The sequence below is a fragment of the Curtobacterium sp. MCSS17_015 genome, from assembly GCF_003234265.2.
Classification (GTDB): domain Bacteria; phylum Actinomycetota; class Actinomycetes; order Actinomycetales; family Microbacteriaceae; genus Curtobacterium.
Genome location: NZ_CP126256.1, coordinates 2,665,508 through 2,689,430, shown reverse-complemented (window position 1 = coordinate 2,689,430; position 23,923 = coordinate 2,665,508). Strand labels below are relative to the sequence as shown.

Below are 23,923 nucleotides of genomic sequence, written 5' to 3'. Positions count from 1 at the left end.
GAGCCCGTGGGCCAGGTCACGCTGCAGGACGTCGCGGAGCACGCGGGCGTCTCGATGAAGACCGTGTCCAACGTCGTGCGCGGCTACCGCCACGTCAGCGACGCGATGCGGACCCGCGTGCAGGAGTCGATCGACGCCCTCGGCTACCGCCCCAACGTCTCCGGGCGGAGCCTCGCCACCGGGCGCACCAACATGCTCGCGTTCGCGTTCCCCGACCTCCGCCGCCCGTACTTCGCCGAGCTCGCACACGTGTTCTCACGGGTCTGTGCCGAGCGCGGGTACCAGCTCCTGCTCGAGGAGACCGCGGGGGCCCCGGCGGGCGAGCTCTCCGCCGTCCGTGGCCGTGAGGCGGGTGTCGTCGACGGGGTGGTCATCCACCCCCAGGTCCTCACGCCGGCCGAGATCGACCGCGCCCGTGGGGACACCGCCGTCGTGTTCCTCGGCGAGGACGTCCGACCACCCGGCGGTGACCTCGTCGCGATCGACAACGTGCGTGCCGCGGCCGAGGCCGTCGCACACCTCGCCGCCCTCGGACGACGCCGCATCGGCTTCCTCGGGCACGAGGTGGGCGAGCAGTCCCGCACCTCCGCCTTCCGCATGGAGGGCTACCGCGACGGTCTGGCCACCGCCGGGCTGTCGTTCGACCCGTCGCTCTGCGTGCCGCGCGAGGTCGGCGACGCCCGCGGCGCCGAACAGGCCTTCGGCCAGGCCCTCGACGCCGGCCTCTCGATCGACGGGCTGCTCTGCCGTGACGACCTGGCCGCGGTCGGGGCGCTCCGTGCGATGCGCCTGCGCGGCCTCGAAGCGCCCCGTGACGTCGCGGTCGTCGGGTGGGACGCCATCGGTCTCGCCGCGAGCCTGGTGCCGAGTCTGACCTCGGTCGCGCCGGACACCGTCGCGCTCGCCGAGGCGGCGCTCGACCGGTTGCAGGAGCGCATCGCCGGTCGGCCGGGTGACGGACAGGCCGTGACGGTCGGGCACCGGATCCTGGTCGGGGAGAGCGCGCCCTACCCGGACGGGTCGGTGGACTGAGCGTCACCGCCCGTCCGGGTGCACGCTCCCCAGCAGTTCGACCAGGGCGCGCCGGAGCGGGTCGGGCAGCCCGACCGTCTCCAGCTCGACGATCCGGTCCGCGCGCGGGACGTCGCGGTCGACGACCTCCCACGCGGTGAGCTTCTCGGGGTTCCCCGCCTGGGCGCTCTCCAGCAGCTGACGTGCCGCGTCGCGGGCGTCGACGCCGACGGTCGGCAGGCCGGCCAGCGTCAGGACCGCGCCGTCGTCGGTCGCGACCTCGAGGTCCACCGAGAACCGGTCCGCCTCGACCACCGTCGCCTCCTGCCCGCTCGCCGGTGCTCCGAGGAACGTGATGCGCCACCGCCGGCGAACGGGCACGCTGTCGACGTCGCCCTCCGCCGGGTCGATCCGGAAGGAGACGGTGCTCCGGTCCCAGGTGAGCGTCGTCCGGCAGACACCGCCGTCCGGTCCGGAGGCCGCCTCCGGACCTTCGCGGTCCTCGACGAGCGTGAAGGACCCGGAATCGCCCGGTGCGACGAGCACCTCGAGCGCTGCCGGGTTCACCGTCGCGTCGACCTCCTCCGGTGCGGCGAGCGGCAGGATCCCGCCGGCCCGCAGCAGCACGGGGATCGTGTCGAGGGTCCGGTGCAGGTCGACGAAACGGTCGCCGGCGTAGGTGGTGCCGGTGAAGACGTCCGTCCAGGTGCCCGAGGGCAGCCAGGCCCGGGCGCTGCCCCGCAGGGTGACCGGGTCGCACGGCTCGACGATCGGAGCGACGACGAGCTCGGTGCCGAAGGCGTACTCGTTCGGGACGCGGTACGCCTCGTCCCGGTGCGGCTCGAGGTGGTACATCGGTCGCACGAGCGCCGTGCCGGCGGCGGCGAGGTGGTTCATCGTGTGCAGGTACGGCACGAGGCGGTGGCGGAAGCGCAGGGCGTCGCCCATCGCCGCCCGCGGTCCGGCCGGGAACACCCACGGCTCCTTGCGGATGAACGGGTTGTTCGCCGAGTGCAGGCGCATGATCGGTGAGAACACCCCGAACTGCACCCACCGGGTCGCGAGCTCGTCGTCGCGCACGCCGCGGGTGTGGCCGCCGATGTCGTGGCTCCACCAGGGGTACCCGATGTTCGCCGCGGTCGCGGTGAACTCCGGCTGGAACGCCAGGGACGCCCACGAGACGACGGCGTCGCCCGAGAAGCCGACGGCGTACCGGTGGCTGCCCGGTCCGGCGTAGCGGGAGAACGTCATGCCGGCCCCGCCGTCGCGCGCCGAGTCGAGCAGGTGGAAGTGGTTGAGCATCCACAGCGGATCGACGCCCGGGATGCTCGTGGTCCGGCCCTGCTGCCAGTCGATCCACCAGAAGTCGACGCCCTGCTCCTCGAGCGGGCGGTGCAGGACCTCGAAGTAGGCGCGCAGGAAGTCCGGGTTCGTGGGGTCGAAGCCGATCGTCTGCTCGGTGTCGGGATCGACGCCCATCGCCGCGGCCATCGCGGGGTAGGCGTCCTCGAACGCCCGGACGCCGTCGGCGGGGTGCAGGTTCAGCGTCGTGCGCATCCCGCGGCGGTGGAGTTCCGCCAGGAACGCCGGCGGGTCCGGGAAGAGCGACGGCTCCCACGAGTACCCGGTCCAGCCGTTGCCGAAGCGGGACGGCACGGAGTCGACCCGGTGCCAGTCCATGTCGATCACGGCGACGGAGAACGGCAGGCGCTCCTCGTCGAACCGGTCGAGCAGTGCCAGGTAGGAGTCGTCCGAGTACGGGTGGTACCGGCTCCACCAGTTCCCGAGTGCCCAGCGGGGCATGAGCGTCGGCGGCCCGGACACCGCGTGGAACGCCCGGAGCGCCTCGGCGTAGTCGCGCCCGTAGGCGAACACGCTGACGTCCCGCCGCCCGGGCACCCGGCTGCCCACCCACCCGTCGTCCTCGAACAGGAAGGACTCGCTGTCGTCGAGCATGACGATGCCGTCCCGTGCCAGGAGCCCCGTCTCGAGGGGCATCCGCCCGTCCACGTCGTCGAGGGTGCGTCCGGTGCCACCGAGGTCACGGGCCTCCTGGCCGTACCGCCAGCGGTTCGCGTCGGGCCCGGAGGTCTCGACGACGAGGCCGGTGGCCGAGAACGGCCGACCGTCGTACCGCAGGGTGGCGCGGTCGGTCGTCACCTCGACGCCGTCACCGCGCCGGAGGACGGTGTACTCGGGCACGTCGAGGCGCCGGCGGACGGCGAAGGTGGACGCCCGGTCCTCGAAGCCGCCGTCGTCGCTCCACTCGATCCGGAACAGGCCGTCCTGCAGGACGGTGACGCGCCAGTGGTCGCCGGTCACGACGGCCTCCGGTGACGCGACGGGGTCGGACCCGGGGAAGGGGCGGATGGTGGGCAGGGGGCCGGTGCTGGGGGTGGTCACGCTGGTGGTCCTGTCTCGGCCGTTCCGGCCGCTGTCGGTCTGGAGGCTCGGGTCAGCTCTTGACGGCACCCTGCGTCACACCGCTGATCACCCAGCGCTGTGCGAACAGGTAGACGATGACGGTCGGTGCCATGGCCATGAGGTACGAGGCGAACGCCACGTTGTAGTTGGTGCCGAACTGGCTCTGGAAGATGTTCTGCACGACGGGCAGCGTCTGCAGCCCGGGGTCCGCGGTGATGAGCGACGGCATCATGAAGTCGTTCCAGGACGCCAGGAACGCGAAGATGCCCACGGTCGCGTTCATCGGTCCGAGCAGCGGCAGGATGATGCGCCAGAAGATCTGCCACGTGGACGCGCCGTCGATGCGGGCGCTCTCCTCGAGCTCGACGGGGATCGACCGGAGGAACGCCGAGTAGAGCAGCACGCTGAAGGACAGTTGGAACATGGCGTGCAGGATCGCCACGCCGATCGGGTTGTCGAGCGAGATCATCGCGGTGAGCTTGATCTGGGGGAGCGCCACGACGGGGAACGGCAGGAACATCGCGGCGAGCAGGTACACGAACGACCAGCGGAAGAACCGGCGGTGCCAGTTCCGGACGATGGCGTACGAGGCGAACGAGCTGAGCAGCAGCGTCGCGATGACGGTGAGCGCGGCCACGCCGAGCGACACCGTGAACGACACCGGGAAGCGGGTGAGTTCCCACGCCTCGGCGAAGCTCGCGGGGTTGAACGGTGTCGGCAGGGACAGGGCGTTGCCGTCCACCGCCTGGGCACTCGTCTTGAAGGCCATCGCCACCGTGACGTACAGCGGGATGAGCACGGTCAGGGACGCGACGGCCAGGACGATCGTCAGCGGCCAGTTGACGCGGTCGAGGCGGCGACGGCGGGGTTGTTCGGGAGCGGTGCGGGCAGCGGCCGTGGCCGGGGACCGGGTGTCGATGGCGCTCATGCGAGTCGGAGGTTCCTTCCGCGCGTCACTGCGAGCTGCAGGACCGAGATGAGGACGGTGATGATGAAGAAGACGGTCGCGTTGGCCATCTGGTAGGCGTAGTCGCCGCTGGTGAAGCCGGTGAAGATCGTCATCGCGACGCTGCTCGTCGCGGATCCCGGACCGCCGTTGGTGAGGCCGACGATGACGTCGTACGCGCCGAGGTAGCCCTTCACGCCGAGCACGGTGTTGATGACGATGAAGCCACCGATGAGCGGCAGGGTGATCGCCCGGAGCTGCTTCCACGACCCGGCACCGTCGAGGGAGCTCGCCTCGTACAGGTCGGACGGGATCGAGGTCAGGCCGGCGGTGTAGATGAGGAGTGCGCCGGGGATCGTCTGCCACGCGGAGACGATGACGATGGCGAGCCAGGCCAGGTTCGGGTCACCGAGGATGCTCTGCTCGAGCGGGCCGAACCCGGCCGAGGTCGCCAGCGCCGGCAGCGTGTTCGAGAACAGGTAGTTGAAGACGTAGGCGACGATGATCCCGGACACGACCATCGGGATGACGAACACCGATCGGAGCCCGGCGGCGAAGCGGACCCGCTTGGTCAGGGCGATGGCGAGCGACAGTGCGATGACCTGCGTCACGATGACCGTCACCACCGCGAAGCCGAGTGTGAAGCCGTACGACCCGAGGATCGCCGGGTCGGACACGAGCGCCCGGTAGTTCTCGATGCCGAGGAAGTGCCACTGCCCGAAGCCGAGGTAGTCGGTGAAGCTGTAGAAGATGCCGACGCAGGCGGGGGCGACGACGAACGCCGTGAACAGCACGAGGGCGGGGACGAGGAACAGGTAGTACATGCCCTCGGTGCGGTGCAGGGAGCCGGCCCGGCGGTGGACGCGGGTCGCTGCGGTGACGGGACCGGGGCGGGGTTCCTCGGTCTCGGGGGTCAGGGGGGTCTGCATGGTCATGATCGCTCCTGGGGTCCTGGTCGCCGTGTCCTGGTCGCGCCGGTCAGACCGTCGCCGAGCGGCCGGCGAGGCGTCGCCAGTCGGTGTCGAGCCGCCGCAGCATCGACTCGAAGTCGCCGCTGCGGATCGCCGTCTGCAGGTAGTTGCCGAGCGGGATCGAGGTGGGGATGAAGGTGCCGGCGCCCTGGTAGAACGCGCCGTCGTCGACGTACTGCTGCAGGCCGGCGATGCGCTCGTCGGTCTGCGGCGTGGCGTCCTCGGTGGTCGAGAACGCCAGGTTGTCGAGGTTGTAGGCGTTGATGACGTCTGGCTGCATGAGGAACTCGACGAGCTCCTGCGCCTCGTCGAGGTGCGGTGTCGTGGTGGGGATCCAGAGACCCAGGTCGATGTTGACGCGGGCCTTCCGGTCGCCCGGGTCGTTCGAGACCGGGAGGGCGAACGTCCCGACCGGCAGCTCGTCGTCCACCAGGGCGATCTGGCTGAGCGCCCACGGGCCCTGCAGGTACATCGCGACCTCGCCCTTGCCGAACGCCAGGTTGCCGTCGGCGTAGGAGCGGGTGGCGTGGTCGGGGTTGAAGAACGACGAGATGGTCTTCGCGCGCTCCATCGGCAGGGCGAAGTCCTTCTCGAACGAGACGTCGGAGTCCGGCCCGACGTCCGTGCCGAGCTCCTTCATCCTCCGGAAGAACGACCCGGTGTCGACGAGGCTGCCGACGGAGTAGTCGAACAGGCCCTGCCACAGCGTCCAGGTGTCACGGTCGGTCGCGTACACCGGGGTGATGTCGGCCTTCTGCAGTGCGGTGCACACGTCGACGAACTCGTCCCACGTGGTCGGGACCGGCAGGCCCTGGTCGGCGAAGATCCGCTTGTTGTAGATGACGCCGGCGGCCGCGAGCGAGAACGGCAGCACGCTCGTCCGGTCCTCGAACTTCGCGTACTGGTTCGTCAGGCCGTCGATGCTCTTCCGGACCCGGCCGGCGGACGGCAGGTCGCTCAGGTCCCGGAGCACGCCGCGCTCGATGTAGCGCGCGAGTTCGAGGTTGTCGTTGAAGCAGCCGACGTCCGCCGGTTCGCCGCGGACGAACTGCGGGGCGATGGCGACGGTGCTGTCGTGCACGACGCGCATGCCGCGGTTCTCGCGCTCGAAGCGGCGGAGCAGGTCGTCGAAGTAGGCGATGACCTCCTGCTTCTGCTCGTAGAAGCGCAGGGCCGTGCCACCTGCGGCGCTGCTCGCCGAGGGGGCGGAGCATCCGGCGAGTGCCAGTGTGCCGAGACCGAGCCCGCCGACCGCGCCGGCGAGGAACCCACGCCGACTGAGTGCCGTCCGTGCCGTTGTGCTGCCCATGACCATGGTCACTCCCTTTCGCGCTCCATCGCGCCAGCCCAGTTTTACAGCGCTGTAAAAGCAAAGTCAACGCCCTCAGCGCGCAACGTCGACGGCGAGTCGCATCGCAGGACCGTTGCGACTCGCCGCCGAGGTCGCGTTCCGCGGAGGAGGGTCAGGCGAGGGACGAACCGCGGGCCTGGGGTGCGTGCTGGAGCTCGTGCCGCAGGGAGCGGACCGCCCGCAAGAGGTCGTCCTGCTTCCGGGCGCTCGCGCCGAGCGGTGATCCCAGGGCGGGGCGCGCGATCATGCCGAGTCGACCCGCCTCCGCGACGACGGCGAGTGACCAGGCGCTCTGCCCGGTGATGGTCCTGCGCTCGTCTGGCTCGACGTCGTGGAGGTCCGCCCACCGGACCTCGGCGACGGGTTCGGCCCGGGCGGGTGTCCACGCATGCAGCCCGACCTCGTCGACGGTCCAGAGCGTCGGTCGGTCGCGACGCCGGGAAGGGATGCCGAACGCGGCGAGGTCGCCTCGGAGGTTCACATGGGCCGGCAGGAACAGGCGCGGTCGCACCTGCCACGCCCGAGCGCGCTCCACTGCGGCACGATCGCGGCGGCGGTACCGCGCGGTGCCGATCGCGAGCGCGACCGCTGCGACGAGGAGGACCCAGGGAAGGAGGAACGAGCGCGTGCTGCGGCCGTCGCCGGACCCGCCCACGCCGCCGTGGGAGAGCTCGAGCGCGACGCCGGCGAGCCCGAGCACGCCGAGGACCGCGACGGCGACGACGGTCTTCCCGACCGGGGGGAATGCACCCTCGCGGAGGCGCTGCATCCAGGGTTCGGGGACGGAGGTCATCTGCTCAGCCTGGCAGGGGGACGGCGGCGTGTCCGGGGCGGACGGGATCCGGGCCTCCCGGCCCCGCCTCACGCAACGCCCCTGACAGGGCGGGACGCGATCGCACCGCGCCGTGCTGCTGGCGTCCGCGTTCCGCGGGCCGTCAGGCGTAGCGACGGGCGGCGCGCAGTGCTGCGTCGGTGTACGAGCCGCCGAACAGGAACACGTGCAGCAGGAGCGGGGCGAGCTGGTGCAGCGCCACCCGGTCCTGCCACCCGGGCGCGAGCGGCGACTCGTCGTCGTACGCGGCGAGTACGGTACCGAGCTCCGGGAGGCCGAACAGCGCCAGCAGCGCCAGGTCCGTCTCCGCATGGCCGCCGTGCGGGGTCGCGTCGATGAGCACGGCCCCGGTCGGCGCGTCCGCATCCCTGGGCCAGAGCACGTTCCCGGCCCAGAGGTCGCCGTGCAGCCGGGCCGGTCCGTCCCCGACGAGTGCCGGTTGTGCGGAGCCGAGCGTGCCGTCCTCGAGGCGGTCGCAGACGCGTTCGAACACGGCGGCCTCGGCACCGTCGTACCCACCGGCGTCGACGATCCGCTCGACGAAGTCGCGGATCCGGTACTCCGCGAAGAACGCGCCCCACGACGACGGCGCTTCGGCCGCAGGGACGAACGGCGTGCGCGAGCGGCCCATCCGCAGCGGACCGTTCGCCGGGAACCCGGGCGACGGTGCGCCCCAGTGCGACGCGCCAGCAGCGTGCGTGTGCGCGAGCGAACGACCGAAGCGCGCCGCCTGCGCCCGGGTCGGGGACCCGTCCGCGATGAGCTCCAGTTCGAGCAGCGTCGGGTGCGGGCGTCCCACGACACGCGCGGTCCGGGTACCGCCGGACGCCTCGGCCTCGGCGAGCCACTCGAGCCCGGCTGCCTCCGCGGCGGCCTCGTCCGGGTCGGTGAAGGTCTTCGTGTGCGTCGAGGCCATCACCCCATCCTGCCGACCGGGGACGGCTCAGGGTTCAGACGGCGTCGACCAGCGCCCGGGCGAGGGGGTGCGCGCCCGCGAGGACGGCCCGCTCAGCACCAGGGTCCGCTCGTGGTGGAGGACCCGGCGCCGACGGTGGCGACGAAGGCGCGGAGTTGGGGGAGCGAGACCGGCATGCGCTTCCATCATGTGGGCATGAACGACATGCGTTTGCCGCATGCCGGCGGTGTCCCGAGACTAGGCCACATGAACGTCGTCCTCTACGTCCTCGTCGCCCTCACCTGGGGCTCGAGCTTCTTCTTCGCGAAGATCGGGCTCGAGGGCCTGGCGCCCCAGCAGGTCGCCACGGTCCGCACGGTGCTCGGCGCGCTGACGCTCGTCGTCGTGCTGCTCGTCACGCGCCGTCGCTGGCCGCGCGAGCGGCGGATGTGGGGGCACCTGCTGGTCGTGGCGGTGTTCCTCAACGCGGTTCCGTCCTCGCTCATGGCATGGGCCGAGCAGACCGTGCCGTCGGGCCTGGCGAGCATCTACAACGCGACGACGCCGATCATGACCTTGCTCGCGCTGGCCGTCCTCGTGCCGAACGAGCGACTGAACCGGCGGCAGGTCGGCGGGATCGTCCTCGGCATCGTCGGGGTCCTCGTCCTCGTCGGCCCGTGGGACGTGATCGGTGACCCGGAGGTCCTGGCGAGCGTGCCCGGCCAGGTCGCGCTGCTCGGCATGACCGCGTCCTACGGCATCGGCCTCGCCTGGCTCCGCCGCTTCGGCGTCGGCGGCGGCTACGACCCGACCACGGTCGCGACCGTGCAGCTGACGCTCGCCGCGGTGCTCATGCTCCTGGTCGCGCCCGTCATCGCGGCCGGGCCGGTGCAGCTGGACTGGAGGATCGTGGCCGCGATGGTCGCGCTCGGCGCGGTGGGTACGGGGCTGGCCTACGCGTGGAACACCCGCCTGGTCGGTGCGTGGGGTGCGGGACGGGCCTCCACCGTGACCTACCTGACACCCGTCGTCGGGGTCGCGCTCGGCGTCCTCGTGCTCGGGGAGCCGCTGCGGTGGAACGAGCCGGTGGGTGGGCTCGTCGTGCTCGCGGGCATCGCGCTGGCGTCGGGCCCGCTCGGCGCGCGGCGCCGGTCTGCTCCGGCACCGGCCGGCGAGCCACGGGCGGTCGCCGGCCGCTGAGGCCCGCACGCCCGCGTAGCGGCGACGTCAGCGCGCGACGGGTTGCGTGTCGCGCCGGTCGAGCTCGGCGAGCACGGCGGTCATCCGCAGCAGCGCTCGCCGCATCGCGACGACGGTGATGATCATGAACGCGGCGTAGAGGGCGACAGCGATCCACCAAGCTGGCGAGTCCGCCTGGGCTAGCCAGATGCCGAGTCCGACGGCGAGAGCAGCCACGACCGGCCCGACCCACGCGAGCCAGCGGTGGACCTTCTGGTGGAGCTCGAGCGCCTGCCGCCAGGCAGTCCGGTCGACGTCGGGAGGGACCTCACCGGTCCGCAGCGCCCGCTGGAACGACCGGTCCAGGACAGCGCCCCCGCCGCGCTTCCGCATCCAGCTGATGACGAGGCCGAAGCCGACTCCGAAGACCACGGCACCCACCGTCGTGCTGATGAGCCGTTCGGCCAGGACCGCGTCGGGTCTGGTGAGGAAGGAGGCGAGGAACGTGAACACCGCGCAGAGGACGGCGAGGGCCACCATCAGCGCCGGTTCCGGAAGGTTCCTCATCCTCTGCATCGGTCCATCCTGCCCGTACGGCCCTCGGACGGTCCGCCGGATGCCGAACCCACTGAGAGCGAGTGGCACAGTGCCTCCCGTCGACATGCCGCTCGTGGCATGGCTCGTGTCGGCCGTGGCCACGCCCGCTCCGTACGCTGGCACGGTGACCCCTCCGCGCAGGCCCTCGACCGTCCGCCTGCTGTTCGCGTCCTCGCACCCCGGCCCGACCGTGACGGTGACGGTCCTCGCCACCGTCCTCGCTTCCGCGGTCGGGCACCCGGTGGGGACCGTCGTGCTCGTGGCGCTCGCCGTGGTTTCCGGGCAGCTCTCGATCGGGCTCGCGAACGACTGGATCGACGCCGATCGCGACCGAGCCGTCGGGCGGAGCGACAAGCCGGTGGCGCGGGGGCTCATCGCCGTCGGGACCGTCCGCACCGCCGCCGTCGTCACCGCGGGCGTCGCGGTCGTGCTGTCGCTGTTCCTCGGACCCGTCGCCGCGGTCGCACACGTGGTCCTCGTCGCGGCCGGGTGGGCGTACGACGTGGGACTGAAGCGCACGATGTGGTCGGTCGCGCCGTTCGTCGTCGCCTTCGGGCTGCTGCCCGTCGTCGCGATCGCGGCGGGGCCGGACGGGAGGTGGCCCGCCGCGTGGGCGATCGCGACCGGTGCGGTCTTCGGCGTCGCGATCCACTGCACGAACGTCCTGCCCGACCTCGTCGACGACGAGGCGACCGGGGTGCGCGGCTTCCCGCACCGGCTCGGCCTGCACGCGTCCGGGGTCGTCGCGTTCGGCTCGCTCGTCGTCGCGGCCGTCCTGGTGCTCGTCGGTCAGCTCGGTGGTGACGACCCGGTCCGCGGGGTCGGCGCGGTGCTCGCGGTGCTCGGGGCGGTCGTCGTGGTCGTCCTGGCAGCGGTCGGCGTGCGGCTCGTGCTCACCGGACCGCCGACCCGCACGCTGTTCCGCCTGGTGATCGCGTCGTCGCTCGTGCTCGTCGTGGAGCTCGGCTTCGCGGGCGCGGCCCTGGTGGCCTGAGCCCCGGTCCGACCGCACGGGCGGACCGGCGCTACGCCCAGGCCATCGCGTAGAGCCGGGCCAGGGCGCGCGCGGTCGGGAGCGCCAGGACGGACCGGAGCAGCGCCTCCCGGCCGATGCCGACCACGTCTGGGACCGCACGGCCGAGCGCCATGTTCGCCTCCGCCTGCCGTCCAGCGCGCCGTGCGGCGGCCTGCCGCCGTCGGGCGTACGCGGGCCACGGCCCCGCCGCACCGGTCCGGACCGCGTCCGCCAGGAGCGGCGCCAGCTCGGCCGCGTCGAGCCACCCGAGGTTCATGCCCTGCCCGCCGATCGGGCTGATCTCGTGGGCCGCGTCCCCGACCAGGACCACCCGACCGACGCCGACGCGGTCCGCGGTGCGGCGACGGACTCCGAAGGCGCTGAGCATCGAGCAGGTCGTCGCGTCCGGAGCGACCCCGGTCCGCGCACGGACGATCTCGGCCAGCCGGGAGGCCCGTTCCGTCTCCGGTGCGTCCACCGCGGTCGCAGAGGCGGCGGGGTCCATGAGCGCGTCGTCACCGGACAGGAGCGCGACGTAGCGGCGACGGCCGCCGGGCAGGGGGAACGACTCGACGACGCCGTCGGGTCCGACATCGACGAGTGCGGCCGAGCGCGCGCCCGGGTCCTCCGGGTCGGCGAAGTCACCCATGACGTACCGGTCCTGGTGGTCACGGCCGGTCGTCCCGATGCCGAGCAGGTCGCGGACGACGCTCCGGGCGCCGTCCGCGCCGACGACGAAGGACGCACGGAGCGTGATCGGGCGGCCGTCGCGGTCGATGCCGGACGCGCCGACGTGGTCGCGGTGCCGGGTGAGCCCGACGAGCGACGTGCCGGTCCGGAGCGCGCCCGGGGCCCCGGCTCCGAGGCGCTCGCGGAGCAGGGTCTCCGTCCGGTGCTGGTCGAGCGTCGCCACGTACGGGTGCGAGTCGGAGGCGCGGTCGAACGACAGGGTGCCGAGGACCCGTCCGCGGCTCCGGGCGACCCCGGTGCGCACGAGCACCGCCTCGGCGAGCACCGCCTCGGCCAGGCCGACCTCGGCGAACGCGTCGAGTGAGGGCGGGTGGATGCCGATCGCGCGGGAACCGACCGGGTCGGTGGTCCGGCGCTCCCACACCTGCACGTCGGTACCCCTGGCCGCCAGGAGCACGCCGAGGAACAGGCCGACCGGTCCGCCGCCGACGACGAGGACGTCCGTGGTGTCCGTGGTCACGCGCCGAGCCTACGGCGCGGCCGGCCACTGTCCGCGAACCGCACGACGCGCCCGCACCTGCCCGCGCTCCCACCGGCACCCGAGTTCCGTCTCCGTCGGACCGACCACCAGCACGAGCACCACCGCCAGGAGGCAGCCATGAGCACACCCGACGACGAGACCCGGCCGCTGCGGGACCAGGCGGCCGATCACGACCGACACCACGACCGGGACGGGCGTGACGGAACGCACGACGACACCGCGACCGGCAGCACCGCGGTCGGCGGCACCGCCGCTGGCGCTGCCCGCGCCGAACGCGGTGCCACCCAGCGCGAGAGCGTCCTCCAGCGCGAGAAGGAGGAGTTCGCCGGCTTCAAGTGGGGTTCGGCGTTCTTCGGGTGGCTCACCGCGACCGGCACCGCGGTCATCCTCACGGCGATCCTCACCGCCGTCGGCGCGGGCGTCGGCCTCGGCCAGAACGGCGGCGACGTCGACGAGGCTGCGCAGGACGCCACCAGGAACGGTGACGTCGTCGGCATCGTCGGCGCGATCGCCCTCGCCGTGATCCTGTTCGTCGCCTACTACGCCGGTGGGTACGTCGCCGGCCGCATGGCGCGTTTCTCCGGCGCGAAGCAGGGCATCGCCGTCTGGATCTGGGCCGTCGTCATCGCGATCGTGGTGGCGATCGTCACCGCGATCGCCGGCAGCCAGTTCAACGTGCTCGGCAACCTCAACAGCTTCCCGCGCATCCCCGTCGACGAGGGGACGTTGACCGTCACCGGCATCATCACGGTCGTCCTCGTCGCCGTCATCAGCCTCGTCGGAGCCGTCCTCGGCGGCCTGGCCGGCATGCGGTACCACCGCAAGGTCGACCGCGTCGGCCTCGGGCGCTGACCCGCTCCCACCGGACCGGGCGGGGCGCCCCGCGTACTCCTCCACCACCGACCCGAAGAACAACTGCACGATGAAGGGAACGACCATGATCGACACGAACAACATCAACAGCGTCTTCGACGCGAAGGTCATCGACCCGGACGGCCAGAAGGTCGGCACCGTCAAGCAGGTGTACGTCGACAACACCGACGGGCATCCCCTGTTCGCCAGCGTCTCGACGGGCCTGTTCGGCACGTCCGAGTCGTTCGTCCCCCTCGAGGGTGCCGACCTCACCGGTGACGAGCTCCGCGTCGCCTACGACAAGGACCGCATCAAGGACGCGCCGCGGATCGACGCCGACGGCGACCTCAGCGACGACGAGCAGGACCGCATCTTCGACCACTACGGCCTTGGCAGCGGCAGCTCCACGGGCACGACCACCGGCACCGACACGAACGACGGCATCGTCGGCACCGACCCGGACCTGACCCCGAGCGACCCCGCATCGGTCGGCGGCACGACGACCGCGACGGACGACCGCACGGCCGGCGCCGCGGGCTACGACACGACCGCGGACGCGGCCGGCGTCGCCGACAGCGACACCGTCACCGGGCGCGACACCACGGCCGGCGTCACCGACGTGGACCGCAGCGCTGGCCACGACACCTCGGGTGCGAACACCGACGACGCGATGACGCGGTCGGAGGAGCGCCTGAACGTCGGCACCCAGAACGTCCAGACCGGTCGTGCCCGCCTCCGCAAGCACGTCGTCACCGAGCAGCAGACCGTCACCGTGCCGGTGCAGCACGAGGAGGTCCGCCTCGAGACCGAGCCGATCACGGACGGCAACGTCGGCGCCGCGACCGACGGTCCGGCACTGTCCGACGAAGAGCACGAGGTGACCCTCAACGAGGAGCGCGTCGTGGTCGACAAGGAGACCGTCCCGGTCGAGCGCGTGCGCCTCGGTACCGAGACCGTCACCGAGCAGCAGCAGGTGTCCGAGGACGTCGCGCACGAGGAGATCGAGCTCGACGAGGACGGCACCACCCGCCGCTGAGTCGCACTCCGCACGACCGGGAGGCCCGGTGCCAGCTGGCACCGGGCCTCCCGTCCGTCCGGGGGACGTCAGTCGAGGAGCTACCTCGTGGTCGCGCTGCGCGCAGCGCGGTCCGCGGTGACGAGGCGACGGGCCTCTCGGGCACGCGCCCGGAGCTTCTCGACCGGCACCTCGACCGCGTAGGCCGCGCCGACCGACACCAGCACGGCCGCCGCGAACAGCCAGACGTCGCCGACCCAACCGATCGCGAACGTGCCGAGCAGCGCGATCACGAGCGGGTGCCAGAGGTACGCGGAGTACGAGACCCGACGCCCGAACCAGGCGACTGGAGACCAGGACAGGGCCACGGACACCGGCGTCCGCACGGAGACCAGCCCGCCGATGAGGACCGCCGCTGCGAGTCCGGTGGCAGGCATGAGCAGGCCGAACGTCCACGCGTGGCCGGTCCAGTCGTCATCGATCCAGAACTGCACGCCGACCACCGCCGCGGCACCCGCCCAGGTCCCCACGTGTCCGGCGAGGCCGGCGGCGAACGAACGGCACCGCTCGTCGTCGAGGAGCAGCGCGAGCACACAGCCGGTGGCGAGCGGCACGACGCCGAGCACGGGGGAGAAGTACACGTCCGGGGTCGAGCCGCCCGAGGGACTCCGGTAGCTGAGCCACGACGCTGCCGACGCCGCCACGACGACGGCGGACAGGCCGAGGAGGAGCGTCCGCCGGCGACGGCCGAGCGACAGCAGGAGCAGCAGCACCGGTGGCCAGAGCAGGTAGAACTGCTCCTCCATCGACAGGCTCCACGTGTGCGCGAAGACCCCCTGCGTGGTGTCCCAGAACGAGCGGAACAGGTTCCCGGTGTAGGTCAGGGCGATGAAGGCCGCCGAGCCTGCCGAGAGCGACGCACCCTTGTAGTCGCCGACCCAGTTCCAGAGCAGCATTCCGGCGACGACGAGGGCGACGAGTGCCGGGTAGAGCCGGAGCAGGCGCTTCCACCAGAACGACCCGAGCCGGATCGTGCCGGTCCGCCGGTGTTCGCGGAGCAGCAGGGTGCTGATGAGGTACCCGGAGAGCACGAAGAAGACCGTGACGCCGATCCACCCGCCCTCGAACTGCGGGACGTGCAGGTGGTACAGCACCACCATGACGATCGCGACGGTGCGGAGGCCGTCCAGCGCGAGGGCGCGACCCGGCGGCGACGCCGGAGCTGGCGGGGCCGCCACGGGCGCGGCTGTGGCGGGCACGGACGGCTCGGCGACGGGCACGGTGCCCGTCGGGGGTGCGATCCGACTCATCGTCCCAGTGTGCTCCCGGCGTCCATGAACCGGCTCCGGCCTGTCAGGCGTGCTGGCGGACCATCGACGCGGCCAGCGCGTCGAGCCGCTCGGTCGCGAGTTCCTGCAGGGTGCGGGTCTCGCCCGGGGTGATCCACTGCGCGAAGGCCAGGTAGAACACCGTCACGCCGGACTGCGCCAGCAGGGTCGCGGCCGGCTCGGGGACGCCCCGCCCGCGGAGGACCTCGGCGAGCCTGAGTCCGAGACCGGAGAGCTTCGCGAGTTCGCGCTCACCGAGAGCGGGTTCGGCGTCGATCACGGTCTGTCGGCGGCGGGACCACTCGCGGCGGTCCTCGGGGAAGAACGAGCCGGCACCGTCGAGCGCCCGTGCGATGAGCTCGATCGGCGGAGTGTCGGCCGGGGAGTCCTGGACGGGTCCGATGAACAGCCCGAGGAAGGCGTCCTGGCTCGCGAACAGGACTTCACGCTTGTCAGCGAAGTGCCGGAAGAAGGTCCGCTCGGTGACGTCGGCGGCACGGGCGATGTTAGCCACCGTCGTGGCCTCGAAGCCCCGGTCGAGGAACAGTTCCAGCGCCGTCGACTGGAGACGCTCCCGCGTGCCCGGCTGCCATCTCGCCATCCCTCGAGTGTACTGATGGGACCGGGGTGATGACAGCGTCTGACATCGGGTGTACCGTTCTCGATGTCAGCCACTGACATCATCGAGAAGGGCATCATCATGCACGTGTTCGTCACCGGAGCCTCCGGCTGGATCGGCTCCGCCACCCTCGACGAGCTCCTCACTGCCGGCCACCGCGTCACCGGGCTCGTCAGGTCCGACACCTCCGCCGCGGCCGTCCGGGCGAAGGGCGCCGAGGTACTCCGCGGCGACCTCGACGACCTCGACGCACTCCGCCGCGGAGCCGAAGCCGCCGACGGCGTCGTCCACCTCGCCAACAAGCACGACTTCGCGCGCCCCGAAGTCAGCGACGCTGCCGAGCGCGCTGCCGTCGAGACCCTCGGCGAAGTGCTCGTGGGCAGCGACCGACCCTTCGTGGTCGCGTCCGGCGTGGCCCGGCTGGCGGGCGACCGGGCCGCGACCGAGGCGGATCCGAACCCAGCCGTCGGTCCGCACTCCATGCGCGGCGGTGGTGAGAACCGTGCGCTCGACTTCGTCGACCAGGGCGTCCGGACCGTGATCGCCCGCTTCGCCCCGACCGTGCACGGCTCCGGTGACGCTGGCTTCGTTTCGCTCATCACCGAGGCCGCCCGCCGCCACGGGGCCGCCGCGGTCATCGGCGAGGGGGCGAACGGTTGGGCTGCGGTCCACCGCACGGACGCCGCGCGCTTGGTCCGACTCGGGCTCGAGGGCGCACCCGCGGGCACGCGGATGCACGTCACCGCAGAGGACGCCGTGCCGACCCGGGACATCGCGCGAGCGATCGGCGAGGCCCTGGGCGTGCCGGTGATGACGATCGACCCGGCCGACGCGGTCGACCACTTCGGGTTCGTCGGACGGTTCTACGCCATGGAGATGGCCGCGACATCGACGGCCACTCGGGAGCTCCTCGGTTGGGAGCCGACCGGTCCGACCCTGCTCGAGGACATCGCGGCCGGCGCTTACACGGCCGCACGGGGCTGAGCGAGAGGTTCCCTGACCTCACGGACGTGCCGGACGGCGGACGGGAGGCCCGTCACCCGCTGGTGACGGACCTCCCGTCCGGTCCGTGGTCGCGCCGGGCGCTACTCCGCCTTCTGCAGCTGCCACGGCTCCGGCTCGCGGTCGCCGTTCGGGCGCACCGGGCGGACGTCGCCGACGATCGGGATCGACCGCTTGCGCATGAACCAGACGTAGCGGACGAAGAAGTGCGTCAGCGTCGACATCCGGTTGCCGTTGCCGAGCAGGCTCGTGATGTGCACGAACACCCACGCGGCCCACGCGACCGGACCGACCATCGTGATGCCGCCGCGCAACTGGGCGACGGCGGCGTTCGTGCCGATCGTCGCCATCGTGCCCTTGTCGAAGTACTTGAAGCGCTCGGTCGACTTGCCGGCGACGAGCCGCTTGATCTGCTCGGCGACGTGCTTGCCGCCCTGCAGCGCCGGCTGGGCGAGCTGCGCGAGCGCGTCGTCCTGGGCGGCGATGTCACCGGCCGAGAAGACCCGGTCGACGCCCTTCACGCTGAGGTCGTCGTTCACCTGGATGCGGCCGCCGTGGGTCTGCGGGAGGCCCCAGTTGCCGACCTCCTTGTGGGCGGCGACGCCGGTGGCCCAGATCACCTGCGAGGCGGGGATGACCTCGCCGCTGGCCAGGCGGACGCCGTCGGGCAGCACCTCTTCCACACCGGCGTTCAGGCGCAGCACGACACCGCGCTTGCGGAGGACCTTCGCCGCGTACCGGCGCAGGCGCGGGGCGAACGGCTTGAGGAGCTCACCACTCCGGTGCACGAGGGTGATGGAGATGTTGCCCCGTTCGATCTCGGGGTAGGCGCCGACGAGCGCCTGGTCGCGCAGTTCGGCGAGCGCACCGGCCATCTCCACGCCGGTCGCGCCGCCGCCGACGATGACCACCCGGATCTCGTCGGGGCCCTGCTTCGCCGCGGCCTGCTCGAGCCGGGTGAACAGCTCGTCGCGGATGCGCAGGGCCTGTGACCGGGAGTACATCGAGTAGGCGTACTCGTAGGCGCCGGGCGTGCCGAAGTAGCTCGTGTTCACGCCGTTGGCGAGGATCAGGTAGTCGTAGTGCAGGTGCTCGCCGTCGGACATCTCGGCGATGCGTTCGTCGTGCCGGATGCCGGTGAGCAGCCCGTGCCGGAAGTCGGCGTTGGCCTGGCGTGCGCGGAGGCTCCGGAGGAAGTACGTCACGTCGCCGGCGTTCAGGCCGCCGGTCGCCACCTGGTACATGAGGGGCTGGAACATGTTGTAGACGTGGCGGTCGACCAGGGTCACCCGGACGGGTGCGTCCTTGAGCTCGCGCATGGCGGCGATCCCGGCGAATCCACCACCGACGATGACGACGTGCGGGCGGGTGTCCTGCGGCATGGTGAGCTCCGGGGGTCGTGCGGTCTGGGCCACCCAGAAGGGTACGCCGATCCCGCAGACCAGCTGTCCACGCTCCGGACGTCAGCCGGGAGGCGCGGCTCCCAGCCGTCAGGCGTCGTACCGCCCGTAGGTGCTCAACACGTTGCCCTTGCTCGTCACGGTGTTCGCGACGAGCCGGAGACGCGTCGGCGGGTCGGTGGGTTCGAAGAGCTTCCGGCCCCGACCGGCGATGGCCGGGTGCACCATCAGCTGCAGTTCGTCGAGGACCCCGGCGAAGAGCAGGCTCCGGACGAGGGTGACGCTGCCGCACACCGCGATGTCCCGCCCGTCGCGAGACTGCAGCTCGCGCACGGACGTCGGGACGTCGCCGGTGATGCGGGTGCTGTTCTCCCAGGCCAGGTCGTCGCCGAGCGTCGTGGAGGCGACGTGCTTCTCGATCGGGTTGATCCACTGGCCGAAGGGGTCGTCGGCGTGTGCGGGCCACCACTCGGACCACTCCAGGTAGCTGTTCCGCCCGAGCAGGACGGTGTCGGTGGCGTCCATCCACGCGGTCATCGCGGCACCGAGCTCGTCGTCGAAGCTGTCGTACTGGAACTCGTACGGGTCCTGCACGACGCCGTCGATCGAGGTGAACAGTCCTGCCGTGACCTTCCGCATGAGCGGGAGACTAGTGCCGCCGGGCAGCTGGCACCAGGGGCGGTCTAGCTGCTCTGCTGGGGGAGGACCGTGGCACCGCCGGGGAGCTCCTGCGTGCTGCTGCTGCCGTCTGTGCTGTCGCTGTCGCTGTCGCTGCCGCTGCCGCTGCCGCTGCTGCTGCCGGGGCCGTCCTGTCCGCCGGGGCGCGGGCCGGTGAACGAGGACGTGGCCTGCACCTGGGCGACGGCGTGCCCGACCGCGAAGCCGACGCCACCGCCGACGAGGAGCGCTGCGAGGCCGACCGCCACCGCCACGATCGGCCAGGACCACGGTGGGCGGGGGCCGCCCGTCCCGCTCGGCGTCGGCGTGGGGGCGCCGTACCAGCCCGTGGGGCCGGCCGGGGCCGCCGAGCCGGGCGCCTGCTGCCCGGACCCGTGGCCGTGTGGAGGCGGAGGCACGGTGGCCGTCGGGGTGGGCGCGGGGGCTGCCGCCCAGTCGTCGGTGCGGGCGTCGGGACGGCGTTCGGTGGGGGTTGTGTCGCTCATGGCAGCAGTGCACCGTGCGGACCTTGCAGGAGTCGAAGACGGCGCTGACCTCCGGCTGCGGATCGTTCACAGGCGCAGCGGGCCGGTCGGCATAGGCTCAGGGGATGCGCGCATTGGTGGAGACCGTCCGGGTCGACGGTCACCCCGTCCGGCTGCGGACGACGGCGCCGGCGGGCCGGGTCCGCGACGCGTTCGCTCCCACGGTCGTGCTCGTGCACGGGATCGGCATGTCGCACCGGTCGTTCCACCGGGTACAGGCAGCGCTGTCCCGGACGCACCGGACGGTGTCGGTGGACCTGCCCGGTTTCGGGGGGTTGCCGTACGCCGGGCGGCGGTTCGAGGAGCACGAGTACGCGGACCTCGTCATCCGCGCAGTCACCGCCCGTGGTGCCCGCGATGTCGTCCTGCTGGGACAGTCGATGGGGACCCAGATCGCCGTCGAGGCTGCCCTCCGTCACCCCGACGTCGTCAGCTCCGTGGTCCTCGTCGGTCCGGTCGTCGACGACAGACGCCGGTCCCTGGTCCGGCTCGCCGCCGCGCTCGGCGTGGACGTCCTGCTCGAAGGCGTGCGGATGAACGCGATCGTCTTCTCCGACTACGTGCGGAGCATGCCCCAGTACCTGCGCGAGCTGCGCCCGATGCGCGACTTCCGGATGATCGACGGCGTGCGCGCCCTGACCGTCCCGGTGCTCGTCATCCGCGGTGCGCACGACGCCGTCGCGAAGCACGACTGGGCCGTACGGCTCGCCGACTCCGCCGTGCGCGGTGCGCTCGTCGAGTTGCCCGGGCCGCACCACGTGCAGGAACGCCAGCCCGTCGCCGTCGCCCGCCTGGTGGACGAGTTCCGTCGGGTACAGACGCTCGAGGCGGCGCGTGACGGAGTCCCGCTGTGACGGACCCGACCCCACAGCAGGGTGGACCGACGGGCGGGACGGTGGCAGGGCCTCCCGTCCGGGTCGGCCTCGTGCGCCGCGCACGGTGGACGCTGCTGGATTGGCTCTACGCGGCGGTGTGGCAGGTCCGCAGTCTCGGCCCGACCACCGCCGACGACTACCTGACGGGCGACCGCCAGGCCGTCGTCGTCATCCCGGGCGTCTACGAGACCTGGCACTTCATGCGGCCCCTGATGAACGTCCTGCACGACCGGGGCCACCCCGTGCACGTGCTGACCGACCTGCGCCACAACGTCAGGCCCGTCCCGGTGTCGGCCGAATCGGTGATGGCGTACCTCGACGAGCACGACCTCCAGCACGTCCTGGTCCTCGCGCACAGCAAGGGTGGGCTCATCGGGAAGTACGCCATGACGCGGCTCGACCCACACGGCCGGATCGACCGGATGGTCTCGGTGTCGACGCCGTTCGCCGGGTCGAAGTACGCGGTGCTCGCGCCCGTGCGCCACCTGCGGGTGTTCCGGGCGGCGGACCCGGTGCTCGCGGGGCTGGCGCGGGAGCTCGACGCGAATGCCCGGATCACGTCGGTGTACGGCGTCTACGACACGCTCATCCCTGGTGGGTGCGAGCTCGCCGGGGCGAAGAACGTCCGTCTCGACGTCGGTGGGCACTTCCGGATCCTCGCCGACCGGCGGACGGCCGTCGCGGTGCTGCAGGCGGCGGACGGCGACTGAGCGATCCGGTGCGGCCGGGCGGTCGTCAGACCGGGGTGCCGAGGGGGCGACGCCGTCGACTAGCGTGCCGCGACGCTCGCGCGCTCGACGATCCGGTGTGGCACGACGACGGTCCGCACCGGTGCCAGCCGGTGGGCGATCCGACGCTCCAACAGGTCGAGCGCGGACACCGCGAAGGCCCGCCGGTCGAACGACACCGTCGTCAGCGCGGGGATCGCGAACGCCGCCTGGTCGACGTCGTCGAACCCGACGACGCTCACGGCGTCCGGCACCCGGACGCCCCGGGCCGCGAGGACGTGCAGCACGCCGAACGCGATCGAGTCCGTGAACGCGAACACCGCGTCCGGCAGCGGGTTCCGGTCCAGCCATCCGGCGAAGGCGTGCGCGGCCGCGGCGGTCGTCCACTCGGGGAGCGGCACCCGGAGCGCGGGGTCGACGGTCAGTCCCTGCGTGGCGAGTGCCTCCTCGTGCCCGAGCTGGCGCAGCTGTGCGGTGGCGGTGACGACGTCGCCACGCTCGGCTCCGACGATCGCGATGCGGCGGTGCCCGCGGTCGAGGAGCATCGCCGTGACCTCCCGCGCCGCGGCCCGGCTGTCGACGTGCACCTGGTCGACGTGCTCCGGCTCGACCTCGCCGATGACGACCGTCGGCGGCAGGCCCTCGGTGGTCGCGAGGGTGCTCGCGCTGAGCGACACCGGGTTGAGCACGAGCCCGTCCACCAGGTGCGCGCGGGCCCGCGACACCAGCTCGCGTTCACGCTCCGGGTCCTCGGCGGTCTGCTCGAGCTGCACGACGAGCCCGCGGTCGTGCGCGAGTTCGACGAACCAGCGGGCGAGGTCTGCCGAGTACGCGCTCGCGAGTTCCGGCAGCGTCAGGGCGATGGCGCCGGTCCGGCCGTTCCGCAGGCCGCGCGCGGACAGGTTCGGCACGTAGGCCAGCTCGGCCACCGCGGCCTCGACCCGTGCGCGGGTCTCGGGGCGCACGACGACACCGCCGTTGACGACGTTGGAGACGGTCTTCGGCGAGACCCCGGCGAGGGCGGCCACGTCCCGCACGGTCGCACGCATGGAAGCACCGTAGCGCGCCGGTGGTGTGTCCCGCTCACCGTCGGCGCCAGGTCGGGGAGCGACCCGGCACCGGACTCCGGGCGCGTCCTGATCCGACACGCGCCCGGGGTCCGGCGGTCACTCCGCCCGGGTGACCCGCACCTCGGACGGCCCCTCGCGGTCGATCGTCAGCGCGGTCTCCGCGTCGCCGACACGGACCGCGTACTCGCCCCGGAACCCGCGGAACGAGGCCCGCCCGGCCTCGTCCGTGACGAGCGTCGTCGGGCCGGTCCACCACTCGTCCTTCACCAGCCGACGGAGGGCGTCGTAGGACGGCTTCGGCGTACCGTCGGCCCGGACGAGCCCGATCGGTGCGTTCAGCCAGGCGCCCTCGTCGGTGATGCCCCAGTAGGTGATCGCCTCGACGGCGGGGTGCCCGACCAGGCTCCGGTAGTGCCGCTCGAGTTCGTCCGCCTGGCGTGCCTCGCCCTCCGGCGTCGACGGCCACGAGTCCACCTGGTGGTCGTTGAGGTCGACGATGTGCGCGGGCATGAGGTCGCCCGACACCAGCGAGGTCTCGGTCAGGTGCAGCGGCACCCCGTACCGGGCGAAGCGGTCGACCATCGCGAGCATGGTGTCCTCGCCCCAGTAGCCCTGGTGCATGTGGGTCTGCAGGCCGATGGCGTCGATGCCGATGCCGGCCTCCAGGACCCCCTCGATCAGGCACTCGTACGCGTCCGACAGGTCGAAGTCGTTGAGGAGCAGGGTGACGGCCGGGTTCGTGGCACGGGCCTCCTCGACGGCCGTCCGGATCATCGCGAGGCGCCCGCGGGCCAGGGCGAGGGGCGTGATCGCGTTGTCCCCGTTCGCGAAGTGCGGCATGATCACGACCTCGTTGATCGCGTCCCAGGTGTCGACGAGCCCGGTGAAGTCGCGGACCTCACGCCGGATCCGCTCCCGCTGCAGGCGCTCGACCTCGTCGAGGTCGAGGCCCAGCAGCCAGTCGGGTTGCACGGTGTGCCAGACCAGCGGGTGGCCCTTCGTGGCGACGCCGCGGTCACGGAACCAGCCGGCGGTGCGCTGCAGCCGCTCGGTGTCCGGCCGGCCGCGCTCCGGCTCGAAGCGGCCCCAGTAGAACGGCAGCGTCGCGGTGTTGAACACGTCGAGCCAGAGGTCCGCGAGCTCCGGGGTGCCGACGTCCGGATCGCCGTTCGCCAGCCCGACGAAGTCGAAGCCGATGTTGCCGAAGCCGAACGCGTGTCGGCGCTGCTCGACGACGACGTGGATGCCCGCGAGCGGGGTGCCGGCGGTGTCGGTGACGGTGACGACTGCCTCGCCGGTCCGGTGTGCGGTGTCCTGGTGCGTCTCCATCGACGGCCTCCCGTATTTGTTGTGAGCGGGAACTTATCAGGTCACGGCGCC

The 23,923-nt window shown here is 72.2% G+C and carries 23 protein-coding genes; 8 read left to right on the top strand and 15 right to left on the bottom strand.

The window, feature by feature from the left end:
- The first annotated feature begins 6 nt into the window (after positions 1-6).
- Positions 7-1,032, top strand: a complete 1,026-nt coding sequence (locus tag DEJ18_RS12855; RefSeq protein ID WP_111210534.1) for a LacI family DNA-binding transcriptional regulator — start codon at positions 7-9, stop codon at positions 1,030-1,032.
- A gap of 3 nt (positions 1,033-1,035) precedes the next feature.
- On the opposite strand, the gene DEJ18_RS12850 is transcribed toward DEJ18_RS12855, so the two are convergent.
- From DEJ18_RS12850 to DEJ18_RS12825, 6 genes are all read right to left on the bottom strand, one after another.
- Entirely contained in the window at positions 1,036-3,414 is a 2,379-nt protein-coding gene (locus DEJ18_RS12850) for a glycoside hydrolase family 31 protein (protein WP_258376925.1), read from the bottom strand.
- Positions 3,415-3,466: 52 nt separating this feature from the next.
- A complete protein-coding gene (locus DEJ18_RS12845; protein ID WP_111081439.1) occupies positions 3,467-4,363 on the bottom strand; it encodes a carbohydrate ABC transporter permease in 897 nt (298 codons plus the stop codon).
- Positions 4,360-5,316 (bottom strand): carbohydrate ABC transporter permease, encoded by a 957-nt coding sequence (locus DEJ18_RS12840; RefSeq protein ID WP_111210535.1) that lies wholly within the window; start codon positions 5,314-5,316, stop codon positions 4,360-4,362. The genes DEJ18_RS12845 and DEJ18_RS12840 overlap by 4 nt, the downstream gene beginning before the upstream one ends.
- 43 nt (positions 5,317-5,359) lie before the next feature.
- On the bottom strand, positions 5,360-6,661 hold the full coding sequence (locus DEJ18_RS12835) for an ABC transporter substrate-binding protein (protein WP_111210699.1): 1,302 nt from the start codon (positions 6,659-6,661) through the stop codon (positions 5,360-5,362).
- A gap of 154 nt (positions 6,662-6,815) precedes the next feature.
- Positions 6,816-7,496 (bottom strand): hypothetical protein, encoded by a 681-nt coding sequence (locus DEJ18_RS12830; protein WP_111210536.1) that lies wholly within the window; start codon positions 7,494-7,496, stop codon positions 6,816-6,818.
- A gap of 142 nt (positions 7,497-7,638) precedes the next feature.
- A complete protein-coding gene (locus tag DEJ18_RS12825) occupies positions 7,639-8,451 on the bottom strand; it encodes a fructosamine kinase family protein (protein ID WP_111210537.1) in 813 nt (270 codons plus the stop codon).
- A 246-nt stretch (positions 8,452-8,697) separates the two neighbouring features.
- Here DEJ18_RS12825 and DEJ18_RS12820 point away from each other — a divergent pair, with 246 nt between their 5' ends.
- On the top strand, positions 8,698-9,630 hold the full coding sequence (locus DEJ18_RS12820; protein ID WP_111210538.1) for a DMT family transporter: 933 nt from the start codon (positions 8,698-8,700) through the stop codon (positions 9,628-9,630).
- 27 nt (positions 9,631-9,657) lie between these two features.
- Here DEJ18_RS12820 and DEJ18_RS12815 read toward each other — a convergent pair whose 3' ends face one another.
- Complete coding sequence (locus DEJ18_RS12815; protein ID WP_146241555.1) at positions 9,658-10,185, bottom strand: cytochrome b family protein; 528 nt, start codon at positions 10,183-10,185, stop codon at positions 9,658-9,660.
- 145 nt (positions 10,186-10,330) lie between these two features.
- Between DEJ18_RS12815 and DEJ18_RS12810 the strand changes: the two genes are divergently transcribed.
- Positions 10,331-11,200, top strand: coding sequence for a UbiA family prenyltransferase (locus DEJ18_RS12810; protein WP_258376926.1), 870 nt, complete (start codon positions 10,331-10,333; stop codon positions 11,198-11,200).
- A gap of 31 nt (positions 11,201-11,231) precedes the next feature.
- On the opposite strand, the gene DEJ18_RS12805 is transcribed toward DEJ18_RS12810, so the two are convergent.
- The gene (locus DEJ18_RS12805) at positions 11,232-12,431 is read right to left on the bottom strand and encodes an FAD-dependent monooxygenase (protein ID WP_111210541.1); all 1,200 of its coding nucleotides are present in this window, start codon (positions 12,429-12,431) and stop codon (positions 11,232-11,234) included.
- 138 nt (positions 12,432-12,569) lie between these two features.
- Here DEJ18_RS12805 and DEJ18_RS12800 point away from each other — a divergent pair, with 138 nt between their 5' ends.
- Together DEJ18_RS12800 and DEJ18_RS12795 are read left to right on the top strand one after the other, a co-directional pair.
- Complete coding sequence (locus tag DEJ18_RS12800; RefSeq protein ID WP_111210542.1) at positions 12,570-13,304, top strand: hypothetical protein; 735 nt, start codon at positions 12,570-12,572, stop codon at positions 13,302-13,304.
- 85 nt (positions 13,305-13,389) lie between these two features.
- Positions 13,390-14,340, top strand: coding sequence for a DUF2382 domain-containing protein (locus DEJ18_RS12795; protein ID WP_111210543.1), 951 nt, complete (start codon positions 13,390-13,392; stop codon positions 14,338-14,340).
- Between the two features lie 80 nt (positions 14,341-14,420).
- On the opposite strand, the gene DEJ18_RS12790 is transcribed toward DEJ18_RS12795, so the two are convergent.
- Together DEJ18_RS12790 and DEJ18_RS12785 are read right to left on the bottom strand one after the other, a co-directional pair.
- Complete coding sequence (locus DEJ18_RS12790; protein ID WP_111210544.1) at positions 14,421-15,629, bottom strand: acyltransferase family protein; 1,209 nt, start codon at positions 15,627-15,629, stop codon at positions 14,421-14,423.
- A 43-nt stretch (positions 15,630-15,672) separates the two neighbouring features.
- Positions 15,673-16,248 carry a TetR family transcriptional regulator gene (locus DEJ18_RS12785; protein ID WP_111210545.1) on the bottom strand — a complete coding sequence of 192 codons (576 nt, stop codon included), beginning with the start codon at positions 16,246-16,248 and terminating at the stop codon, positions 15,673-15,675.
- A 63-nt stretch (positions 16,249-16,311) separates the two neighbouring features.
- On the opposite strand from DEJ18_RS12785, the gene DEJ18_RS12780 reads away from it, so the two are divergent.
- Positions 16,312-17,250: an SDR family oxidoreductase gene (locus tag DEJ18_RS12780; RefSeq protein WP_258376927.1), complete on the top strand. Its 939-nt coding sequence runs from the start codon at positions 16,312-16,314 to the stop codon at positions 17,248-17,250.
- Between the two features lie 101 nt (positions 17,251-17,351).
- Here DEJ18_RS12780 and DEJ18_RS12775 read toward each other — a convergent pair whose 3' ends face one another.
- From DEJ18_RS12775 to DEJ18_RS12765, 3 genes are all read right to left on the bottom strand, one after another.
- Complete coding sequence (locus tag DEJ18_RS12775) at positions 17,352-18,683, bottom strand: NAD(P)/FAD-dependent oxidoreductase (protein WP_258376928.1); 1,332 nt, start codon at positions 18,681-18,683, stop codon at positions 17,352-17,354.
- A gap of 75 nt (positions 18,684-18,758) precedes the next feature.
- On the bottom strand, positions 18,759-19,307 hold the full coding sequence (locus DEJ18_RS12770) for a dihydrofolate reductase family protein (RefSeq protein WP_111210547.1): 549 nt from the start codon (positions 19,305-19,307) through the stop codon (positions 18,759-18,761).
- A gap of 44 nt (positions 19,308-19,351) precedes the next feature.
- The gene (locus tag DEJ18_RS12765; RefSeq protein ID WP_111210548.1) at positions 19,352-19,831 is read right to left on the bottom strand and encodes a hypothetical protein; all 480 of its coding nucleotides are present in this window, start codon (positions 19,829-19,831) and stop codon (positions 19,352-19,354) included.
- Positions 19,832-19,935: 104 nt separating this feature from the next.
- Between DEJ18_RS12765 and DEJ18_RS12760 the strand changes: the two genes are divergently transcribed.
- Together DEJ18_RS12760 and DEJ18_RS12755 are read left to right on the top strand one after the other, a co-directional pair.
- Positions 19,936-20,724 (top strand): alpha/beta fold hydrolase, encoded by a 789-nt coding sequence (locus tag DEJ18_RS12760; protein WP_111081470.1) that lies wholly within the window; start codon positions 19,936-19,938, stop codon positions 20,722-20,724.
- The gene (locus tag DEJ18_RS12755; protein WP_284177662.1) at positions 20,721-21,455 is read left to right on the top strand and encodes an esterase/lipase family protein; all 735 of its coding nucleotides are present in this window, start codon (positions 20,721-20,723) and stop codon (positions 21,453-21,455) included. Before DEJ18_RS12760 ends, DEJ18_RS12755 begins: the two co-directional genes overlap by 4 nt.
- A gap of 59 nt (positions 21,456-21,514) precedes the next feature.
- Here the strand turns inward: DEJ18_RS12755 and DEJ18_RS12750 are convergent, their stop codons facing one another.
- Together DEJ18_RS12750 and DEJ18_RS12745 are read right to left on the bottom strand one after the other, a co-directional pair.
- On the bottom strand, positions 21,515-22,522 hold the full coding sequence (locus DEJ18_RS12750; protein ID WP_111081472.1) for a LacI family DNA-binding transcriptional regulator: 1,008 nt from the start codon (positions 22,520-22,522) through the stop codon (positions 21,515-21,517).
- 117 nt (positions 22,523-22,639) lie between these two features.
- Positions 22,640-23,872 (bottom strand): endo-1,4-beta-xylanase, encoded by a 1,233-nt coding sequence (locus tag DEJ18_RS12745; protein WP_111210549.1) that lies wholly within the window; start codon positions 23,870-23,872, stop codon positions 22,640-22,642.
- Positions 23,873-23,923 lie beyond the last annotated feature (51 nt).

Coding starts and splice junctions, on each gene's coding strand:
- DEJ18_RS12845 (WP_111081439.1), bottom strand. CDS start 4,363: ATGAGCGCCATCGACACCCGGTCCCCGGCCACGGCCGCTGCCCGCACC.
- DEJ18_RS12840 (WP_111210535.1), bottom strand. CDS start 5,316: ATGACCATGCAGACCCCCCTGACCCCCGAGACCGAGGAACCCCGCCCC.
- DEJ18_RS12835 (WP_111210699.1), bottom strand. CDS start 6,661: ATGGGCAGCACAACGGCACGGACGGCACTCAGTCGGCGTGGGTTCCTC.
- DEJ18_RS12830 (WP_111210536.1), bottom strand. CDS start 7,496: ATGACCTCCGTCCCCGAACCCTGGATGCAGCGCCTCCGCGAGGGTGCA.
- DEJ18_RS12825 (WP_111210537.1), bottom strand. CDS start 8,451: ATGGCCTCGACGCACACGAAGACCTTCACCGACCCGGACGAGGCCGCC.
- DEJ18_RS12820 (WP_111210538.1), top strand. CDS start 8,698: ATGAACGTCGTCCTCTACGTCCTCGTCGCCCTCACCTGGGGCTCGAGC.
- DEJ18_RS12815 (WP_146241555.1), bottom strand. CDS start 10,185: ATGCAGAGGATGAGGAACCTTCCGGAACCGGCGCTGATGGTGGCCCTC.
- DEJ18_RS12800 (WP_111210542.1), top strand. CDS start 12,570: ATGAGCACACCCGACGACGAGACCCGGCCGCTGCGGGACCAGGCGGCC.
- DEJ18_RS12795 (WP_111210543.1), top strand. CDS start 13,390: ATGATCGACACGAACAACATCAACAGCGTCTTCGACGCGAAGGTCATC.
- DEJ18_RS12790 (WP_111210544.1), bottom strand. CDS start 15,629: ATGAGTCGGATCGCACCCCCGACGGGCACCGTGCCCGTCGCCGAGCCG.
- DEJ18_RS12785 (WP_111210545.1), bottom strand. CDS start 16,248: ATGGCGAGATGGCAGCCGGGCACGCGGGAGCGTCTCCAGTCGACGGCG.
- DEJ18_RS12780 (WP_258376927.1), top strand. CDS start 16,312: ATGTCAGCCACTGACATCATCGAGAAGGGCATCATCATGCACGTGTTC.
- DEJ18_RS12770 (WP_111210547.1), bottom strand. CDS start 19,307: ATGCGGAAGGTCACGGCAGGACTGTTCACCTCGATCGACGGCGTCGTG.
- DEJ18_RS12765 (WP_111210548.1), bottom strand. CDS start 19,831: ATGAGCGACACAACCCCCACCGAACGCCGTCCCGACGCCCGCACCGAC.
- DEJ18_RS12760 (WP_111081470.1), top strand. CDS start 19,936: ATGCGCGCATTGGTGGAGACCGTCCGGGTCGACGGTCACCCCGTCCGG.
- DEJ18_RS12750 (WP_111081472.1), bottom strand. CDS start 22,522: ATGCGTGCGACCGTGCGGGACGTGGCCGCCCTCGCCGGGGTCTCGCCG.
- DEJ18_RS12745 (WP_111210549.1), bottom strand. CDS start 23,872: ATGGAGACGCACCAGGACACCGCACACCGGACCGGCGAGGCAGTCGTC.